Genomic DNA, 15,216 nt, shown 5'->3' with positions numbered 1-15,216 from the left:
GCTTTTCACATTATTTATTAATTTTAGAATGGCATTCCTACAGCAAAGTGGAAAGCCAGGTCACGACTTAACTTTGGATGCACCAATGGATAGTGCGCTTCCGACTCAATCTCGAAGGCTGGATTAATGGCTTTCATACCTAAGTCGAAACGCAGGATGAAATAATCAAAATTCAGTCGCAAGCCTGCACCATAGCTCACTGCCAGATCACTCAGAAAGCGGTTGAACTTAAACTGTCCACCTGGCTGGTCAGGATAGTCACGCAGTGTCCACACATTACCTGCATCGGCAAAGATGGCACCATTAAACTTCCAGAACAGCCTCATGCGGTACTCCACGTTCAAGTCGAGTTTCAAGTCGCCGGTCATTGTAATAAAATTTATACGACCGTCCTTGTCTTTATAGCGTCCTGGTCCCAAGCTGCGCACAGTCCATCCTCTTACGCTGTTAGCACCACCTGAGAAATAACGCTTTTCGAAAGGCAACACCTTGGCATTGCCATAAGGATAAGCCACACCCAAACCGATATGAAACACCAGTTGGTCGTTGGCACCCTTAAACAGTTGCTGTGTATAGTCGAAATCGCCCTTTACATACTGCGCATAGGCGATATTAAAGAGTTCATACTGGCCCAGTTCATTCTTCGAACTGCCAAAGATATTGGAACATAATCCAAGCAGATTACCTGCTGTTTCAACATTCGTTTTCAGCGCTACCACACCATTATTATAGGTATAGCCAAAACCCATTTTCATGATAAACAGGTCTTCATAGTTATAGCGCAGAATCACATTCTGATTCGACGTGTTATCCAGATATTCTGTCTTGAAAGTTTCGCTTATCCAAGGCATGAATACATAGTTCAGATTCAACAGATCGAAACGATAACTGTCATGATGATTCTGGGGGCGCCAGTGATAACTCCAGCCTGTTGACAAGACTCGACGGTGAAACTCTGGTCGGTCCTGCACATCATAAAGAAGTGCCAATTCACTGGTAGCAATGGTACGTCGGCGGAAGTTGCGACTCAGGAACGGCATGATAAAGCGTGGAAACGAAAGCTTTGTTTCTACACTATATTCTGTGAAGTCCTGATTGCTATAGCCCTCCAGACCTTTAATGGCCTCATAGGCACCACGCAGTTGCAGACTGAATGTTTCTGATCCTTTAAATAGATTTCTATTCTGATAGGTCAACGAGGCTGCAGCACCAAAGTCGCCAGCAGTATTCGTGCCTTCAGGCTGGAAACTAATAGTCGATGGTTTATTGGTAAGCACCTGTATCTTGGTATCCAGCAGCGTGGTGTCAGGCTGTTGTTCAAAGGCAATATTGGTATATCTCACAGCCCCCAGTCGACCAAAGTGGTTATAGGTATTCTGCAGTTTGGCAGCCGAATAGAGGTCGCCAGGCGCCAGGAAGGTATTCTCTACCAGCACCGACTGGCGCAGATGCACTTTTCCATCGTCATCCTGTCCACCTTCATGCATGATGCTACCGATGGTGTATGGCTTATGCTGCTGTTGCAACAGCAACTTCAGGTCAACGCCATGCTGTGCCTCATCCTTTTTGGCTCCATAGGTGATATACTCCTTATGAAAACGGAAGTAGCCATTATTCTGCAGATACTGCGTGATGGCATTACGTTCAGCCGACAATGTCTCTACACTGAACTGCATACCCTGATGCAACAGCGTGTTACGCTTACGCAAGAGATTGGCCACCACACTGTCTTCAATCACGAAATCCAGGTTTCTGACAAAATAGGGCTCACCAGGATGCAACACATACACAGCATCCAATTTATGCTTCTTTTTGTCGATATACAGCTCTACCTGCGCGTCCAGATAACCCTTGTTCTGCAAAGCCTGCTGCAGGTCACGGCAAGTAAGCTGGGCTTGCACGGTATCATAGATGACAGGCGCCTCACCCATCTGTCGCAGCATGCGGTTCACCCAAGAGCTGTCTTTACCCGCCATGGCATAAACGCCCAGTGGCAGTTTAACAGCCGAGAACCAGCGCGAGTTAGGTTTCTGTCGCACATACCCCTTCAAGCTACCTGGATTGATATCGCGATATTTACCATCGGCAACCACCTTTGTTTTATTCAGCAGATAGCTATCCTCCGGAATATCACGACTCACCGAGCAGCTGCACATAGCCACTGCAACCGCCATCAAAGGTATGTATATATGATACTTGCCGTTCATTTTGGCGCAAAATTACTAAAAATTATCAATTATCCATCATCAATTCTCAATTAATTAGTATCTTTGCACAGAATTAACGCATTTTTTAAGAATATGATTAGTAAAAATCAGATAAAATACATTCACCAGCTTGAACTGAAGAAGTTTCGCAAACAAGAAGGCCTTTTTATTGCCGAAGGACATAAGGTTGTGGGCGACTTACTGAAGGCAGGCTATACCCCCAAACAACTGTTTGCTACTGCTGAGTGGATAGCCAACAACCCCGCCTCACAAGCCATTGAGGTCACCAACGACGAGCTCACCCGCCTGTCGCTGCTTCAGCACCCCCAACAAGTGCTGGGCCTCTTCCCCATCCCCAACACCCAACACCTATCACCCAACACCCAGCAGCTGTCCATCCTGCTAGACAATGTGCAGGACCCTGGCAATCTTGGCACCATCATCCGTATTGCTGATTGGTTTGGTATTGATACGATTTTCTGCAGCGAGGGCACTGTTGACGCTTGGAACCCCAAGGTGGTTCAAGCCACAATGGGTTCTATTGCTCGCGTACACCTTATTTATATTGACCCACAACAGTTGTTCGACAGCCTACCAGCCGACTATCCTGTTTACGGCACCTTCCTTGATGGCCAGAACATCTATACAGAGACCCTTACCCCTAACGGTCTTATTGTGATGGGCAATGAGGGCAATGGTATTTCTGACGCTGTTCGCGCCAGGATTAGTCGTAAGTTGCTGATTCCAGATTTTCATCAAGGCGACACTGCCGACAGTCTGAATGTAGCCATCGCCACTGCCATCACCTGTAGCGAGTTCCGTCGTCGCTAAAGGCATGTACGCCTAGTCGCGATAAGCTTTCTCTCCAATGGTTTCCTGCGAGCCAATTGTCATCTGTCGCAAGTCGTAATACGAACCATTATAGATATTGAAATCCACATTACCCTTGATACCAGGCAGACGGCCCACATCAGTATGTTGCCAGAATTTCCATGCGCCCTGGTATTCAAGCGAATCTACATAGTAATGCGCTATCCAATAAGGATACTGATCGAACACAGGATCTGAGAGATAGCGTGTCTTGAATTTAAAATAGGTATAGATAATAGGTTTCACCTGGTAGTGATTCTCCACCAAGTGCAACCAGCGTAGCACAGAGTATTTGAAGTCTTCATCACTCTGGTTCTTAGGTTTATGCTCCACGTCAAGCACAGGAGGCAAGTCGCCATTCTCCAGCTTAACGGTATTGATGAAATGATAAGCCTGCTCTTCAGCGGGCGTATGCACACTATAGAAGTGATAAGCTCCGCGGGTAAAACCATTCTCACGTGCCTGATAGAAATTCTCACGGAAGTTCTCGTCGGTACGTGTAGCCCCTTCAGTAGCTTTAATCATCACAAAGCGGATAGGACAATGGTCTATCTGTCCGTTGTCCTTGAGCTCATCCCAGTTGATGCGCCCCTGATGATGCGATATGTCGATACCATGAATCTCATAGCCATCAGGATAGCTCACATCGCCATACATGGCACGCCAGCGGAAGCCAAATGGCCCCACAAAGAAATAATAGAAGAAATAGACGTAGACAGCCACCACTGCAGCGCCACCAACCCAATATGCCCACCCGGGCATATGACGCAGCATACGGACAAAGAATCCAGGCTTACGACGGCCACGAGGACCATGGTAAGTATGAGAGATTCCCACTCCCTTTCGACGAACTACGCGGCGCTTTGGCATCAACGAAAAAGAAAAGGCACGAATTACACGAATTTACGCGAATAAATAAAATAATTCGTGATAATTCGCGTAATTCGCGCCTAATAAATTAATTACTTAGCCTGCTCAAGAGCCAGTGTACGTGTGGGCTGATCGCAAACCTCTGTTGGTCCCCAGTACTGGATTGGACCAGGATAGATGTAAGCGGTCTCACGAGCCCAACGCTCACGCTGTGCAGCGAAAGTCTTGAAAGGAGCACCCTCCAGCTCAACAAGAGCCTTACGGATTACTGGTTTCATCTCACCATTACGCTTCTCCATGTTCATCATCATAGTGATGGGCACACCACCGGCGATCCACTGGTCAGCAGGAGCTGTAGTATTCTTAACGATAGCCATGTAACCAGTCTTACCGTTAGCAATCAGCTGTGCAGCTGATGTACCGAGAGCGTAGCAGTAGTCAGCATCGAAGTTAGAAGGAGCAGCGCAGCGTCCCTCGTAACCGAAGAAGTGGTGCTGAGCAGCAAACTTACCTGCATACTTACCAACCTTCTTACGACGCTCGAGCTTCTGAGCAACCATGGTAGAGAGCAGCTTCTCTGTCTCGATGAGTGATACCTGTACGTTTCCGTGTGGGTCACGATCGAGGGCCAGCTGGCGAGCTACGGTTGTAGGCAGTGAGTTGAACACCTCCAGGTTAGCATCAGACAGATGGCTCTTAGCGAAGTCGATGATCTCGCTACGACCCAGGTCCTTAACCTCAGGCTCTGCCAGTACGTCGTTCAGCTGAGCGATGAGCTTCTTGATAGCAGGGATGAACTCAATCAGACCCTCTGGGATGATAACAGTACCGAAGTTGTTACCATCAGCAGCGCGCTTGCATACCACGTCGGCAATGTAAGTCACGATGTCGTCAAGACTCTGCTTCTTAGCCTCTACCTCCTCACTAACGAGACAGATGTTTGGCTGAGTCTGCAGGGCGCACTCCAGGGCGATATGAGAAGCTGAGCGACCCATTACCTTGATGAAGTGCCAGTACTTACGTGCTGAGTTACAGTCGCGCTCAATGTTACCAATCAGCTCAGAATATGTCTTACAAGCAGTATCGAAACCGAATGAAGTCTCAATCTGAGCGTTCTTCAGGTCACCATCGATAGTCTTAGGACAACCGATAACCTGTACGCCATATTTCTTAGCTGCATAGTACTCAGCCAGAACACAAGCGTTGGTGTTAGAGTCGTCACCACCAATAATAACGATAGCCTTGATATCGAGCTTGCGGATGATCTCGAGACCCTTCTCAAACTGGTCAACCTTCTCCAGCTTGGTACGGCCAGAACCGATCATATCGAAACCACCAGTGTTACGATACTCATCGATGATCTCAGAAGTGAGCTCCATATAGTTGTGGTCAACCAAACCGCCAGGACCCAGGATGAAACCGAAGAGACGGTTCTCAGGGTTGAGCTTCTTGATCTGATCGAACAGACCAGTGATCACGTTGTGACCGCCAGGAGCCTGACCACCAGACAGGATGATACCCACGTTCATCTTAGTATTGTTAGCCTCAGTAGCAGGCTCAAACTCTACGATAGGCATACCGTAGGTATTGGGGAAGAGCTTCTTGATCTCCTCCTGGTCGCCAACACTCTGTGTAGCGGCACCTTCCTTTACTTTTACTGCACCCTGAAGCGCCTTAGGCAACTTAGGCTGATAAGCGGCTCTCGCCTGCTGCAATGCACTTTTTTCCATAATTCCTTTTTTATTATAATTTATGAGTAATTGTTTTCTGAGCCGCAAAATTAGTGCTTTTTTGTAAGAAAAGCGAAAGAAATCATGGTATTTTTGGCATTTTAATATTTTTTTTGGTAGAAACACTTGGTATCTCAGATTTTTTTCCTAACTTTGCTTACTGAATATAACAAAACACCTCCTCACGGAGTTTTTTAAAAAATTGACAATTATGATGAACAAAAGACAACTGAAGAAAAGCATCAATGCAATTTGTGACGAGATTTTTGCAGAGGCACTAGCCCTCTCACTGTATGGTAACGATAGAAACATCGAAAACGACAACGCCTTGATTCGTTCAGTACTTTTGCTGCGTGCCAACTACGTAAGTCGTATTTCGCACCCAGAGCCAGGTATGGACACACAGACATATTATAAAGACCTGCGTGATAAGTTTACTGCCGAAGCACAAGCAATCATCGATCAACTTAACGCATAACCCAGTATTGCAATGATAAAATCACTCTGCAGCTGGATTTTGTATAAACGCATGGGGTGGACGCTGGATGTAAACCAGTCCCACCCCGATAAATTCATTATCTGTCTGGCTCCCCATACCAGTAACTGGGATTTCTTGTTAGGCCAGCTTTACAGTAGAGCCGAGGGCATGAAAATCAATTTCTTGATGAAGAAAGAATGGTTTTTCTGGCCTCTGGGTCCTATTTTCCGTAGTATGGGTGGCATACCTGTTTTCCGTCAGAAGAAGATGAGTATGACAGATGCCATGGCTGATACAGCCAAGCAGGTCAAGCAGTTCAAACTCTGCATCACTCCTGAAGGCACTCGCAGTCGTGTTGATGAGTGGAAGAAAGGCTTCTACTTTATCGCACTCAAGGCGGGAATACCTATTTTATTATATGGAGTTGACTACGAGCGCAAGCTGATTCAATGTACAAAAACCATCATCCCCAGTGGCGACCTGGAGGCCGACATGCGGGAGATTAAACTTTATTTTAAGGATTTCAAGGGCAAGAAGCCTGAGAATTTCTCTATAGGAGATATTACTGAGTAATGAAACGTACAAGTATCATAATCGCGGCTGTGTTTGCCTTGCTTACAGCGATGCCTGCTGATGCGGCTCGTAAAGTGAAGGTCAAGACACCGCCCGATCCCTATAAGTCACTGAAGGATAAAATAGACCGATACTTTGTAAACTTTAAGAGCGACGAACAGCGCATACGCTCCACTTTCCACCTGAAGTCTCTGGTGGTAAATGATTCGTTGCGCACTGTTGACATCAGCGCCAATAATAATCTTGGTGAACAACTGTTTACCGACGATTTGGCCGAGACCATCTATCAGGAGGTGCAGGCCCTGCTACCTGATTCCGTGCAGGACTACGATCTGTCTATCACCACCGGAGGATGGGATCTGCGACAGTTGATTCCTAATCGCTTACGACAGCACAAAGACAAGAACCGCACCTGGGGGGATATCGACTATCATGGTCGTCCTTGGGTGCGCAATGCTTCATTGCCCTACACCATCACTGAGGGTTTGCAGAACCGCCATCTCAGCATCTGGGCCAGTCATGGTCGTTATTTTAATGTCAAGGATAGTGTATGGAAATGGCAGCGCCCCGCCTTGTTTGGCACACGCGAAGATCTCTTCACGCCAACCATCGTCGTCCCCTACCTCATCCCCATGCTGCAGAATGCCGGCGCTGTGGTCTTCACACCACGCGAACGTGACTGGCAGCGCCATGAGTTTATCGTGGATAACGACACCCCTGAAACAGGTTATCAGGAAACCAATGGCACCTTTCAGTGGAGCAAGAGCAACACAATAGGATTCTCCTGGCATACAGGCAGTTATGGCGACTACGAAAACCCATTTACCACAGGCACTTGTCGCCAAGCTCATGTCACCGACAACCCCAAAAAGCAAAGCGAGATTATCTGGAAACCCGCTATCACTGAAAGCGGAAGTTATGCCGTGTATGTGAGCTATCACACCACCGAGAAGAGCATCGACGATGCCCATTACACGGTGTGGCACCAGGGCATACCTACCGAGTTTCGTGTCAATCAGCAGATGGGTGAAAAGACATGGGTTTACCTGGGCACATTCTATTTCGACCAAGGTCAGAGCACACGCAACTGCGTCACCCTGTCCAATCTCAGTAAGCACCATCATGGCGTAGTCACTGCAGATGCTGTCAGGTTTGGTGGTGGCATGGGCAACATCGATCGTGGTAAGGGTATCAGCGGTCTCCCCCGCACGCTGGAGGGCGCACGCTACTATGCGCAATGGGCTGGTATGCCCTACGAGGTGTATAGCACCAAAGATGGCGAAGATGATTATGGTGACGACATCAACGTGCGCAGCTATATGACCAATCATCTGGCAGGTGGCTCTGTCTATGAGCCCGACACCACAGGACTGAATGTCCCCATCGAACTGTCGCTGGCCATCCATAGTGATGCCGGTTATACCAAGGATGGCAAGAGTCATACAGGCACATTGGCCATCTGCACCACTTATCTCAACGACTCTATCCTGGGCACTGGTCTCACCCGCCTGATATCTCGTGATCTAGCCGATGAGCTCTTATACTCGATACCTGCTGACATCAGTAAGAAATATGGCAATTGGCCCACACGCGAGCTCTACGATCGCAACTACAGCGAAACACGCTGCCCCATGGTACCAAGCGCCATCCTCGAAACCATGTCGCATCAGAACTTTGCCGACATGCGCTTAGGTCAGGACCCCAACTTCCGTTTCGATCTGGCGCGCAGCATCTATAAAACGCTGTTGCGCTATATCTGCAACATGCACCATAAGAAATATGTGGTACAGCCATTGGCGCCCAACCGTCTCTCAGCAGAGCTTACTGGTCGTGGTGAGGCTAAGATCAGTTGGCATGCTGTGAATGATGAATACGAGCCCACTGCCAAGCCTACAGGCTACGTGGTTTACACAGCCATCGGTCGCAGTGGTTTTGATAATGGCACTTATATCAAAGGTGGTCATGAGACGTCTGTCACCATCCCTGTCGATCCCGAGAAGGTTTACTCTTTCCGCGTAACAGCCGTCAACGATGGTGGTGAGAGTTTCCCCAGCGAGGTGGTATCTGTCTATGATGTGCCCGAGGCACAGAAGACGGTGCTCGTTGTCAACGGTTTTACGCGATTGGCAGCCCCACAGGTCGTGGATAACGCTGTCCAGCAGGGTTTTGATATTAAGACTGATGCTGGTGTCACCTATGGTCGCACAGCCGGTTGGTTGGGCTATCAGATAGGTTGGGACAAGAGCAAGATGGGCAGCGAGCGTCGTGATGGCTTAGGCTATACCAACGACTCCCTGCAGGGCCAGTTTATTGCCGGCAATGATTTCGACTACATCCGCACACATACCTCAGCCATTGCTACAGCCAAGAAATACCGTGTAGTCAGCTGTTCAGCAGCTGCACTTGACAATAATGACATTCTGGCACAGAAGTACGAGATGCTGGATGTCATCCTGGGTCTGCAGCGCAACGATGGTTATTCGCTGGTGCCCTATCAGCTGATGTCGCCCATGCTGCGCGAGAACATCCGTTTGTTTGCCAAGCGTGGTGGTGCCCTGTTGGTAAGCGGCGCCTACCTGGGTAGCGACATGCAGGCACCTGTTGATCGTGATTATCTGGCCGACATCCTGAAAATCACCTATCAGGGTCACAATGCCGACTCCCTGCAGCGCGACACCATCAATGGTCTTGGCCTGCAGTTCACCTTCCATCGCCAGTTGAACGAGCAGCACTATGCTATACAGCATCCAGAAATACTAGAACCTGTTTATCCCGCATTCTCAGCCATGAAGTATGCCGACGACTACAGTGCATCGGTAGCTTATAATGGCACCGACTACAAGTCGTTCGCCATGGGCTTCCCCTTCGAGTGCATCAAGGACGAGCCTAAGCGCAACAGCATCATGCGGGGCATTTTGCAATTTCTATTACAATCAAATAAATAACCCTTAAAAAATAACTAAGAATATGAAAATTCAATCTAATGTATCAGGAACCCGTAGTATCGAGGTTACCGAGTCCCATCTGTTAACTATTGAGAAGTACCAGCTGTTTCGTGATCTGATTGACTCAAATGGCTATGTTGACGAACAGGTACTTGAGAAATTGAGAATGAACGTACGCGCACTGCTGGAGGGCGATGCGGGCAGAGATCCCAATCTGCTCTTGCTCTGTCTCGATGTGATTTATCACCCCAACATGAAGGCCTTCGGCTTGCAGCAGCTTGTGCTATTGTATATTAACTGGAAGAACCAGGACGATAATGGTGGTATCAGCTTCATGTCAGCACAGGCTGTACAGGGCACCCCATTCAACTGATTCATCCCTTAAAGAGAGAAGATTAAGATTTGAAGGAGTACAGATTAACAGATTTTCTACCCACAACAAAGAAGGAGCTCGAGTTACGAGGATGGGATTACGTAGATGTAATCCTGTTCTCGGCCGATGCTTATGTAGATCATCCATCGTTTGGTGCTGCCGTCATCGGTCGCACACTCGAGGCAGCCGGTTTCCGCGTGGCCATTGTGCCACAGCCCGACTGGCATGGCGACTATCGCGACTTTAAGAAGCTTGGTCGCCCACGTTTGTTTTTTGGAGTAGCTCCAGGTTGCATGGACTCCATGGTTAATAAATATACGGCAGCTCGTCGTTTGCGCTCTGAGGATGCTTACAGTCCTGATGGTCGCCACGACATGCGCCCCGAATATCCCACCATCGTCTATGCCAAGATTCTCAAGGAGCTCTATCCCGATGTACCAGTAGTACTGGGAGGTATCGAGGCCTCTTTGCGCCGTGTCACCCATTACGACTATTGGAGCGACGAACTCAAGAAGTGCCTGCTATGCTATTCGCCAGCCGATATGATTACCTACGGCATGGGCGAGAAAGTAACCATCCAGTTGGCACGCCGCTTGGCCGGGGGTGAGAGTATCAAAGACATCAAGGATCTGCCCCAGACAGTCTTCTTGGCGCGCAAGGAGGATATCCCCGGTGGCATCACCGATCGTGATATCGTGCTCCACTCGCACGAGGAGTGCCTGAAGAACAAACGTGCACAGGCAGAGAACTTCCGTCAGGTTGAGGAACAGTCAAACATGATGCATGCCCAGCGCCTGTTGCAGGGTGTTGATGGCCGCTATGTGGTGGTGAATCCACCCTTCCCACCGATGACAACCGAAGAGCTCGATGCCTCGTTCGACCTGCCATACACACGTCAGCCCCACCCCAAATATAAGGGCAAACGTATCCCAGCCTACGACATGATTAAGTTCTCGGTGAACATTCATCGTGGCTGTTTTGGCGGTTGTGCTTTCTGCACCATATCTGCGCATCAGGGCAAGTTCATCACCTGCCGCTCCAAAGAGAGCATCCTTCGTGAGGTAAAACAAGTGATAGAGATGCCCGACTTCAAGGGCAACCTCTCTGACTTAGGTGGACCATCTGCCAACATGTATGGCATGAGTGGCCGCAACAAGAATGCTTGTGAGAAATGCCGCCGCCCATCATGCATCCATCCGCAGATCTGTCCTAATCTGAATACCGACCACTCCAAACTGCTTGAAGTGTATCGCGCTGTCGATGCCCTGCCAGGCATCAAGCATAGCTATATCGGTAGTGGTGTCAGATACGACCTGCTGCTACATCGCAGCAAGGACGAAGCCAGCAACAAAGCAGCCATGGAGTACACCCGCGAGTTGATCACACGCCACGTCAGTGGTCGTCTGAAGGTAGCCCCCGAGCATACCAGCGATCGCGTGCTCTACCTCATGCGCAAGCCATCGTTCCAGCAATTCTACGAGTTCAAGCGTATCTTCGACCGTATCAATCGTGAGGAGGGACTGCGCCAGCAGATCATCCCATACTTCATCTCCAGCCATCCAGGCTGTCAGGAGGAAGACATGGCCGAGTTGGCAGTCATCACCAAGAATCTCGACTTCCATCTCGAACAGGTTCAGGACTTCACGCCTACCCCGCTCACCAATGCTACAGAGACGTGGTACACTGGTTACGACCCATACACCCTCGAGCCCGTGTTCAGTGCTAAGACGCCCAAGGAGAAGTTGGCCCAGCGCCAGTTCTTCTTCTGGTACAAGCCCGAAGAGCGTCGTGGCATCGAACAGTCATTGCGCCGCATAGGTCGCCCTGATCTTATCGCCAAGCTCTATTCTGGCATGCCACCACAAGGTGGTTATCGCCCCGCTGCTTATGGTCCTAAACCTACAGGTGGAAAACCTGCCGGTGGAAAACCTTCAGGCGGCAAACCAAAATCTTACAATCCCAATTTTACCAATGAGAATAATAGAACAAAGCGTCATAGCGAAAAACCCCAACAAGAAAAGCGAGGACGGCATCGTCGTAACTTCTGATTTTATCGCAGTCATCGACGGTAGCACCTCCAAGACCCATCAGCGCCATTGCCCTCTCATGAGCAATGGTCGCTATGCTATGAAGCTCATCAGTCAGTATATACGCAAGATGCCTGCCAACACCTCTTGTCATCAGTTTTGTGTAGGCGTCACCAATGCGCTTCGCAAGCATTACTGGTTGCGCCTCCCTGTTCAGCGCATGCTCGAGCATCCTGAGGAGCGCCTGTGTGCTTCGGCCATTATCTACAGTCGTTTGCGCCGCGAGGTATGGATGGTGGGCGACTGTCAGTGCCTGATTGGCAACCAGTATTTCGACAACCCTAAGCCCTACGAGCGCCAGTTGGCCGAGATGCGTGCTGCCAAGGTGCGCGAACTGCTGATAGCAGGCGTGCCCCAGAGCGAGCTGTTGCAGCCTCACGACCCAGCACGCGAGGTGATGATTCCCACCATGATCGAGGTGATGCAGAATCAGAATATCACCTATGCAGTCATTGATGGCTTCCCCATTCCAGAGAGCAAGGTCAAGGTCATCCCACTCGATTTCCAGAAGTGGGAGATCATTTTAGCCAGCGATGGCTACCCCCAGTTGGCCAAGACCCTGGCAGAGTCAGAATCCCTGTTGCAACACCAGCGCGAGACCGACCCACTGAACATTGGCACCTTCACCGCCACCAAAGCCTTCGTCGAAGGCAACAACTCTTTCGACGACCGCAGCTACATCCGCTTCGAAGTTTAGAAAGATAAGGATAAAAAGAAAGAGAGCTACCTCATGATGAAGTAGCTCTCTTTTTGGTAGTCGATAGGGGAATCGAACCCCTATGCCAAGATTGAGAATCTTGTATCCTAACCATTAGATGAATCGACCGAGTCGCGATGGAGATAGGCTGTAAGCCAATCGACCAGAATGTCAAAGAATGTTGGTAGTCGATAGGGGAATCGAACCCCTATGCCAAGATTGAGAATCTTGTATCCTAACCATTAGATGAATCGACCGTGCTGCGAGAGCAATCAAGCTAGCTTGAATTGCCGAGTCGCAAGGGAGATAGAGTTAAAAACTCAATCGACCAACATGCCAAAGACGCTCTCTCAGAGACCTCCCAAAGGCGGAAGGAGGGGGATTCGAACCCCCGGTACGGGAACCCGTACGGCAGTTTAGCAAACTGCTGGTTTCAGCCACTCACCCATCCTTCCAAAGGACCCTGGAGTACTAAACCTTGGGGCATCTCCTCGATTGCGGGTGCAAAGGTACGACTATTTTTTGAATCCTCCAAATTTTTATTCGACTTTTTTTCGAAAAAGTTATTTGAAAGCAATGACCTCCTTGAGCTCCTGATCCAGGTAGAATGTATTCTGCAAGGTGTCTCCCTGATGTAAGTATTTCATTCTCAGGTAGTAAACCTCTCCAGCAGGTACTTTGCCATAGTTGATATTGCTCTTAAAGAGTTTGAAACCATTTTTTCGCATCTGTGCCACCAAACTGTCTTTGATGTGTCTTGATGTGCCCAGATCGCCAAAATCCAGTCGTTTTGTTTCCACCCCCTCTTTCATGTTCTCTGCCACGAAATCCTTCACTGTCTGCTCAGCAGTGTACTGCTTCCCGCACGAAGCGAGAAGCAGTCCACCCAAGCATAGTGATATAATAATGTACGCGCGCGAGTGCATCATTTCTGTGGAATGTTTTTAAGCACATCAAGCAAATGATCCCAAACCATCTGTACGGTTGGGATGTGCAGGCGCTCGTCGGGCGTATGAACAAATCGCAGTGTAGGACCAAAGCTTACCATATCGAGCTGTGGATAGCGCTCTGAGAACAAGCCGCACTCCAGTCCAGCGTGGATACCACGTACCACAGGCTCCTTGCCAAACAGTTTCACGTAGCTCTCGCGCACAATCTTCTGCAGCTCTGAGTTGGCCTTCATCTTCCAAGCGGGATAACCCTCGCCTGAAGTAGCCTCGGCACCAGCCAGCTGGAAGGCAGCACGGATGGTAGCACACATATTATCGAGGTTCGACATCACGTTCGAACGCTGACTTGACAGAATTTCGATGGTATTCTCATTAGAGTGGATGCTGGCGATGTTAGATGAAGTCTCAACCATACCACCCAGTTCCTCGTCCTGACAGATGGCATACACACCATTGTCAACAGCCTGGATAGCCCAAACGAAGTTCTTAGCCACAGCAGGCTCAATCACGGGCTCAGCATCAGTGCTCTCCATGCTCCAAACCATCTGTGTGTCGGTTACGTGGAACTCATCCTCTACCTCAGCAGCAAACACATTCCAGTCGGCCTTGATGTTCTCCTTGATAGCGTTAGGCACAGCAATCACAAACTGACCATCGCGTGGGATGGCGTTGTGCAACTTACCACTGTGGAACTGAGCCAGCTGGATGCCCTCGTAGCGGTTCATCTCCTGATAGAGGAAACGCGCCAGAATCTTAATGGCATTCGCACGCTTCTTGTTGATGTCGTCACCAGAGTGTCCACCAACCAATCCCTTCAGCTGAGCCTTCATGAAGAAGCTGCCAGCAGCAGCCTCCTGACGCTTGAAGCTGAACTTAGCTGTGGTGTTACGTCCACCGGCACATGATACGAAGATCTCACCCTCATCCTCTGAGTCGAGGTTGATGAGATAGTCGCCAGTCATGAATCCAGCCTTCATACCCTCGGCACCAGACAGACCTGTCTCCTCGTCACGTGTAAACACGCACTCGATAGGTCCATGCTCAATGTCATCACTTGCCAGGATAGCCAGCTCGATAGCGCAACCGATACCATCATCAGCACCCAGTGTAGTGCCCTCGGCAGTAAGCCACTCACCATCCACATAAGTCTTGATGGCATCCTTGTCGAAGTCGAACTCTACGTCCACCAACTTATCGCACACCATATCCATGTGGCTCTGCAGGATCACTGTCTTACAGTTCTCCATGCCCTTGGTGGCAGCCTTACGTATAATCACATTACCGGTCTCATCCACTTTTGTATCCAGATTGTGGCTCTCACCCCACTGCTTCAGATACTCAATCATCTTCTCTTCGCGCTTAGAAGGACGCGGAATTTCGTTAATCTTCGCAAATTCTGCGAACACAACTGCAGGTTTTAAATCGTTTTTATTCAT

At 49.2% G+C, this 15,216-nt stretch carries 12 protein-coding genes and 3 tRNA genes; 7 read left to right on the top strand and 8 right to left on the bottom strand.

What is annotated here, in order from left to right:
- Window positions 1–23: 23 nt before the first annotated feature.
- Window positions 24–2,207 (bottom strand): BamA/TamA family outer membrane protein, encoded by a 2,184-nt coding sequence (locus T360_RS0111725; protein ID WP_231488165.1) that lies wholly within the window; start codon window positions 2,205–2,207, stop codon window positions 24–26.
- Window positions 2,208–2,300: 93 nt separating this feature from the next.
- Here T360_RS0111725 and T360_RS0111720 point away from each other — a divergent pair, with 93 nt between their 5' ends.
- The gene (locus tag T360_RS0111720; protein WP_028912951.1) at window positions 2,301–3,038 is read left to right on the top strand and encodes an RNA methyltransferase; all 738 of its coding nucleotides are present in this window, start codon (window positions 2,301–2,303) and stop codon (window positions 3,036–3,038) included.
- A gap of 12 nt (window positions 3,039–3,050) precedes the next feature.
- Here the strand turns inward: T360_RS0111720 and T360_RS0111715 are convergent, their stop codons facing one another.
- Both T360_RS0111715 and T360_RS0111710 read right to left on the bottom strand, forming a co-directional pair.
- Entirely contained in the window at window positions 3,051–3,947 is an 897-nt protein-coding gene (locus tag T360_RS0111715) for a GH25 family lysozyme (RefSeq protein WP_036929525.1), read from the bottom strand.
- A gap of 92 nt (window positions 3,948–4,039) precedes the next feature.
- Entirely contained in the window at window positions 4,040–5,677 is a 1,638-nt protein-coding gene (locus T360_RS0111710) for a diphosphate--fructose-6-phosphate 1-phosphotransferase (RefSeq protein WP_028912949.1), read from the bottom strand.
- Window positions 5,678–5,888: 211 nt separating this feature from the next.
- On the opposite strand from T360_RS0111710, the gene T360_RS0111705 reads away from it, so the two are divergent.
- Genes T360_RS0111705 through T360_RS0111680 form a run of 6 tightly spaced genes read left to right on the top strand, consistent with a single transcriptional unit; the run spans window position 5,889 to window position 12,830 of the window.
- The gene (locus T360_RS0111705) at window positions 5,889–6,155 is read left to right on the top strand and encodes a hypothetical protein (protein WP_028912948.1); all 267 of its coding nucleotides are present in this window, start codon (window positions 5,889–5,891) and stop codon (window positions 6,153–6,155) included.
- A gap of 12 nt (window positions 6,156–6,167) precedes the next feature.
- Complete coding sequence (locus tag T360_RS0111700; protein WP_028912947.1) at window positions 6,168–6,728, top strand: 1-acyl-sn-glycerol-3-phosphate acyltransferase; 561 nt, start codon at window positions 6,168–6,170, stop codon at window positions 6,726–6,728.
- Entirely contained in the window at window positions 6,728–9,673 is a 2,946-nt protein-coding gene (locus T360_RS0111695; RefSeq protein WP_028912946.1) for a xanthan lyase, read from the top strand. Before T360_RS0111700 ends, T360_RS0111695 begins: the two co-directional genes overlap by 1 nt.
- A 22-nt stretch (window positions 9,674–9,695) precedes the next feature.
- Window positions 9,696–10,046, top strand: a complete 351-nt coding sequence (locus T360_RS0111690) for a hypothetical protein (protein WP_028912945.1) — start codon at window positions 9,696–9,698, stop codon at window positions 10,044–10,046.
- A 29-nt stretch (window positions 10,047–10,075) separates the two neighbouring features.
- On the top strand, window positions 10,076–12,094 hold the full coding sequence (locus T360_RS0111685; protein ID WP_028912944.1) for a YgiQ family radical SAM protein: 2,019 nt from the start codon (window positions 10,076–10,078) through the stop codon (window positions 12,092–12,094).
- On the top strand, window positions 12,018–12,830 hold the full coding sequence (locus tag T360_RS0111680; RefSeq protein ID WP_028912943.1) for a hypothetical protein: 813 nt from the start codon (window positions 12,018–12,020) through the stop codon (window positions 12,828–12,830). The genes T360_RS0111685 and T360_RS0111680 overlap by 77 nt, the downstream gene beginning before the upstream one ends.
- A 54-nt stretch (window positions 12,831–12,884) precedes the next feature.
- Here T360_RS0111680 and T360_RS0111675 read toward each other — a convergent pair.
- The 5 genes from T360_RS0111675 to T360_RS0111655 all read right to left on the bottom strand — a co-directional run bounded on the left by T360_RS0111675 (window position 12,885) and on the right by T360_RS0111655 (window position 15,216).
- Window positions 12,885–12,959 (bottom strand) — tRNA-Glu (locus tag T360_RS0111675).
- Between the two features lie 53 nt (window positions 12,960–13,012).
- Window positions 13,013–13,087: transfer RNA gene (locus T360_RS0111670), tRNA-Glu, on the bottom strand.
- Between the two features lie 111 nt (window positions 13,088–13,198).
- A tRNA-Ser gene (locus T360_RS0111665) sits at window positions 13,199–13,285 on the bottom strand.
- Between the two features lie 108 nt (window positions 13,286–13,393).
- The gene (locus tag T360_RS0111660; protein ID WP_028912942.1) at window positions 13,394–13,759 is read right to left on the bottom strand and encodes a hypothetical protein; all 366 of its coding nucleotides are present in this window, start codon (window positions 13,757–13,759) and stop codon (window positions 13,394–13,396) included.
- On the bottom strand, window positions 13,756–15,216 hold the full coding sequence (locus tag T360_RS0111655) for an aminoacyl-histidine dipeptidase (RefSeq protein WP_028912941.1): 1,461 nt from the start codon (window positions 15,214–15,216) through the stop codon (window positions 13,756–13,758). The genes T360_RS0111660 and T360_RS0111655 overlap by 4 nt, the downstream gene beginning before the upstream one ends.

Source organism: Prevotella sp. MA2016 (assembly GCF_000619825.1).
Taxonomy (GTDB): domain Bacteria; phylum Bacteroidota; class Bacteroidia; order Bacteroidales; family Bacteroidaceae; genus Prevotella.
The sequence above is the reverse complement of the archived record's forward strand: the minus strand, read 5'-3'. Positions and strand labels throughout refer to the sequence as shown.

Excerpts from the sequence above, each read along its gene's own strand:
- T360_RS0111725 (WP_231488165.1), bottom strand. The coding sequence starts at position 2,207 with ATGAACGGCAAGTATCATATATACATACCTTTGATGGCGGTTGCAGTG.
- T360_RS0111720 (WP_028912951.1), top strand. The coding sequence starts at position 2,301 with ATGATTAGTAAAAATCAGATAAAATACATTCACCAGCTTGAACTGAAG.
- T360_RS0111715 (WP_036929525.1), bottom strand. The coding sequence starts at position 3,947 with ATGCCAAAGCGCCGCGTAGTTCGTCGAAAGGGAGTGGGAATCTCTCAT.
- T360_RS0111710 (WP_028912949.1), bottom strand. The coding sequence starts at position 5,677 with ATGGAAAAAAGTGCATTGCAGCAGGCGAGAGCCGCTTATCAGCCTAAG.
- T360_RS0111705 (WP_028912948.1), top strand. The coding sequence starts at position 5,889 with ATGATGAACAAAAGACAACTGAAGAAAAGCATCAATGCAATTTGTGAC.
- T360_RS0111700 (WP_028912947.1), top strand. The coding sequence starts at position 6,168 with ATGATAAAATCACTCTGCAGCTGGATTTTGTATAAACGCATGGGGTGG.
- T360_RS0111695 (WP_028912946.1), top strand. The coding sequence starts at position 6,728 with ATGAAACGTACAAGTATCATAATCGCGGCTGTGTTTGCCTTGCTTACA.
- T360_RS0111690 (WP_028912945.1), top strand. The coding sequence starts at position 9,696 with ATGAAAATTCAATCTAATGTATCAGGAACCCGTAGTATCGAGGTTACC.
- T360_RS0111680 (WP_028912943.1), top strand. The coding sequence starts at position 12,018 with ATGAGAATAATAGAACAAAGCGTCATAGCGAAAAACCCCAACAAGAAA.
- T360_RS0111660 (WP_028912942.1), bottom strand. The coding sequence starts at position 13,759 with ATGATGCACTCGCGCGCGTACATTATTATATCACTATGCTTGGGTGGA.
- T360_RS0111655 (WP_028912941.1), bottom strand. The coding sequence starts at position 15,216 with ATGAATAAAAACGATTTAAAACCTGCAGTTGTGTTCGCAGAATTTGCG.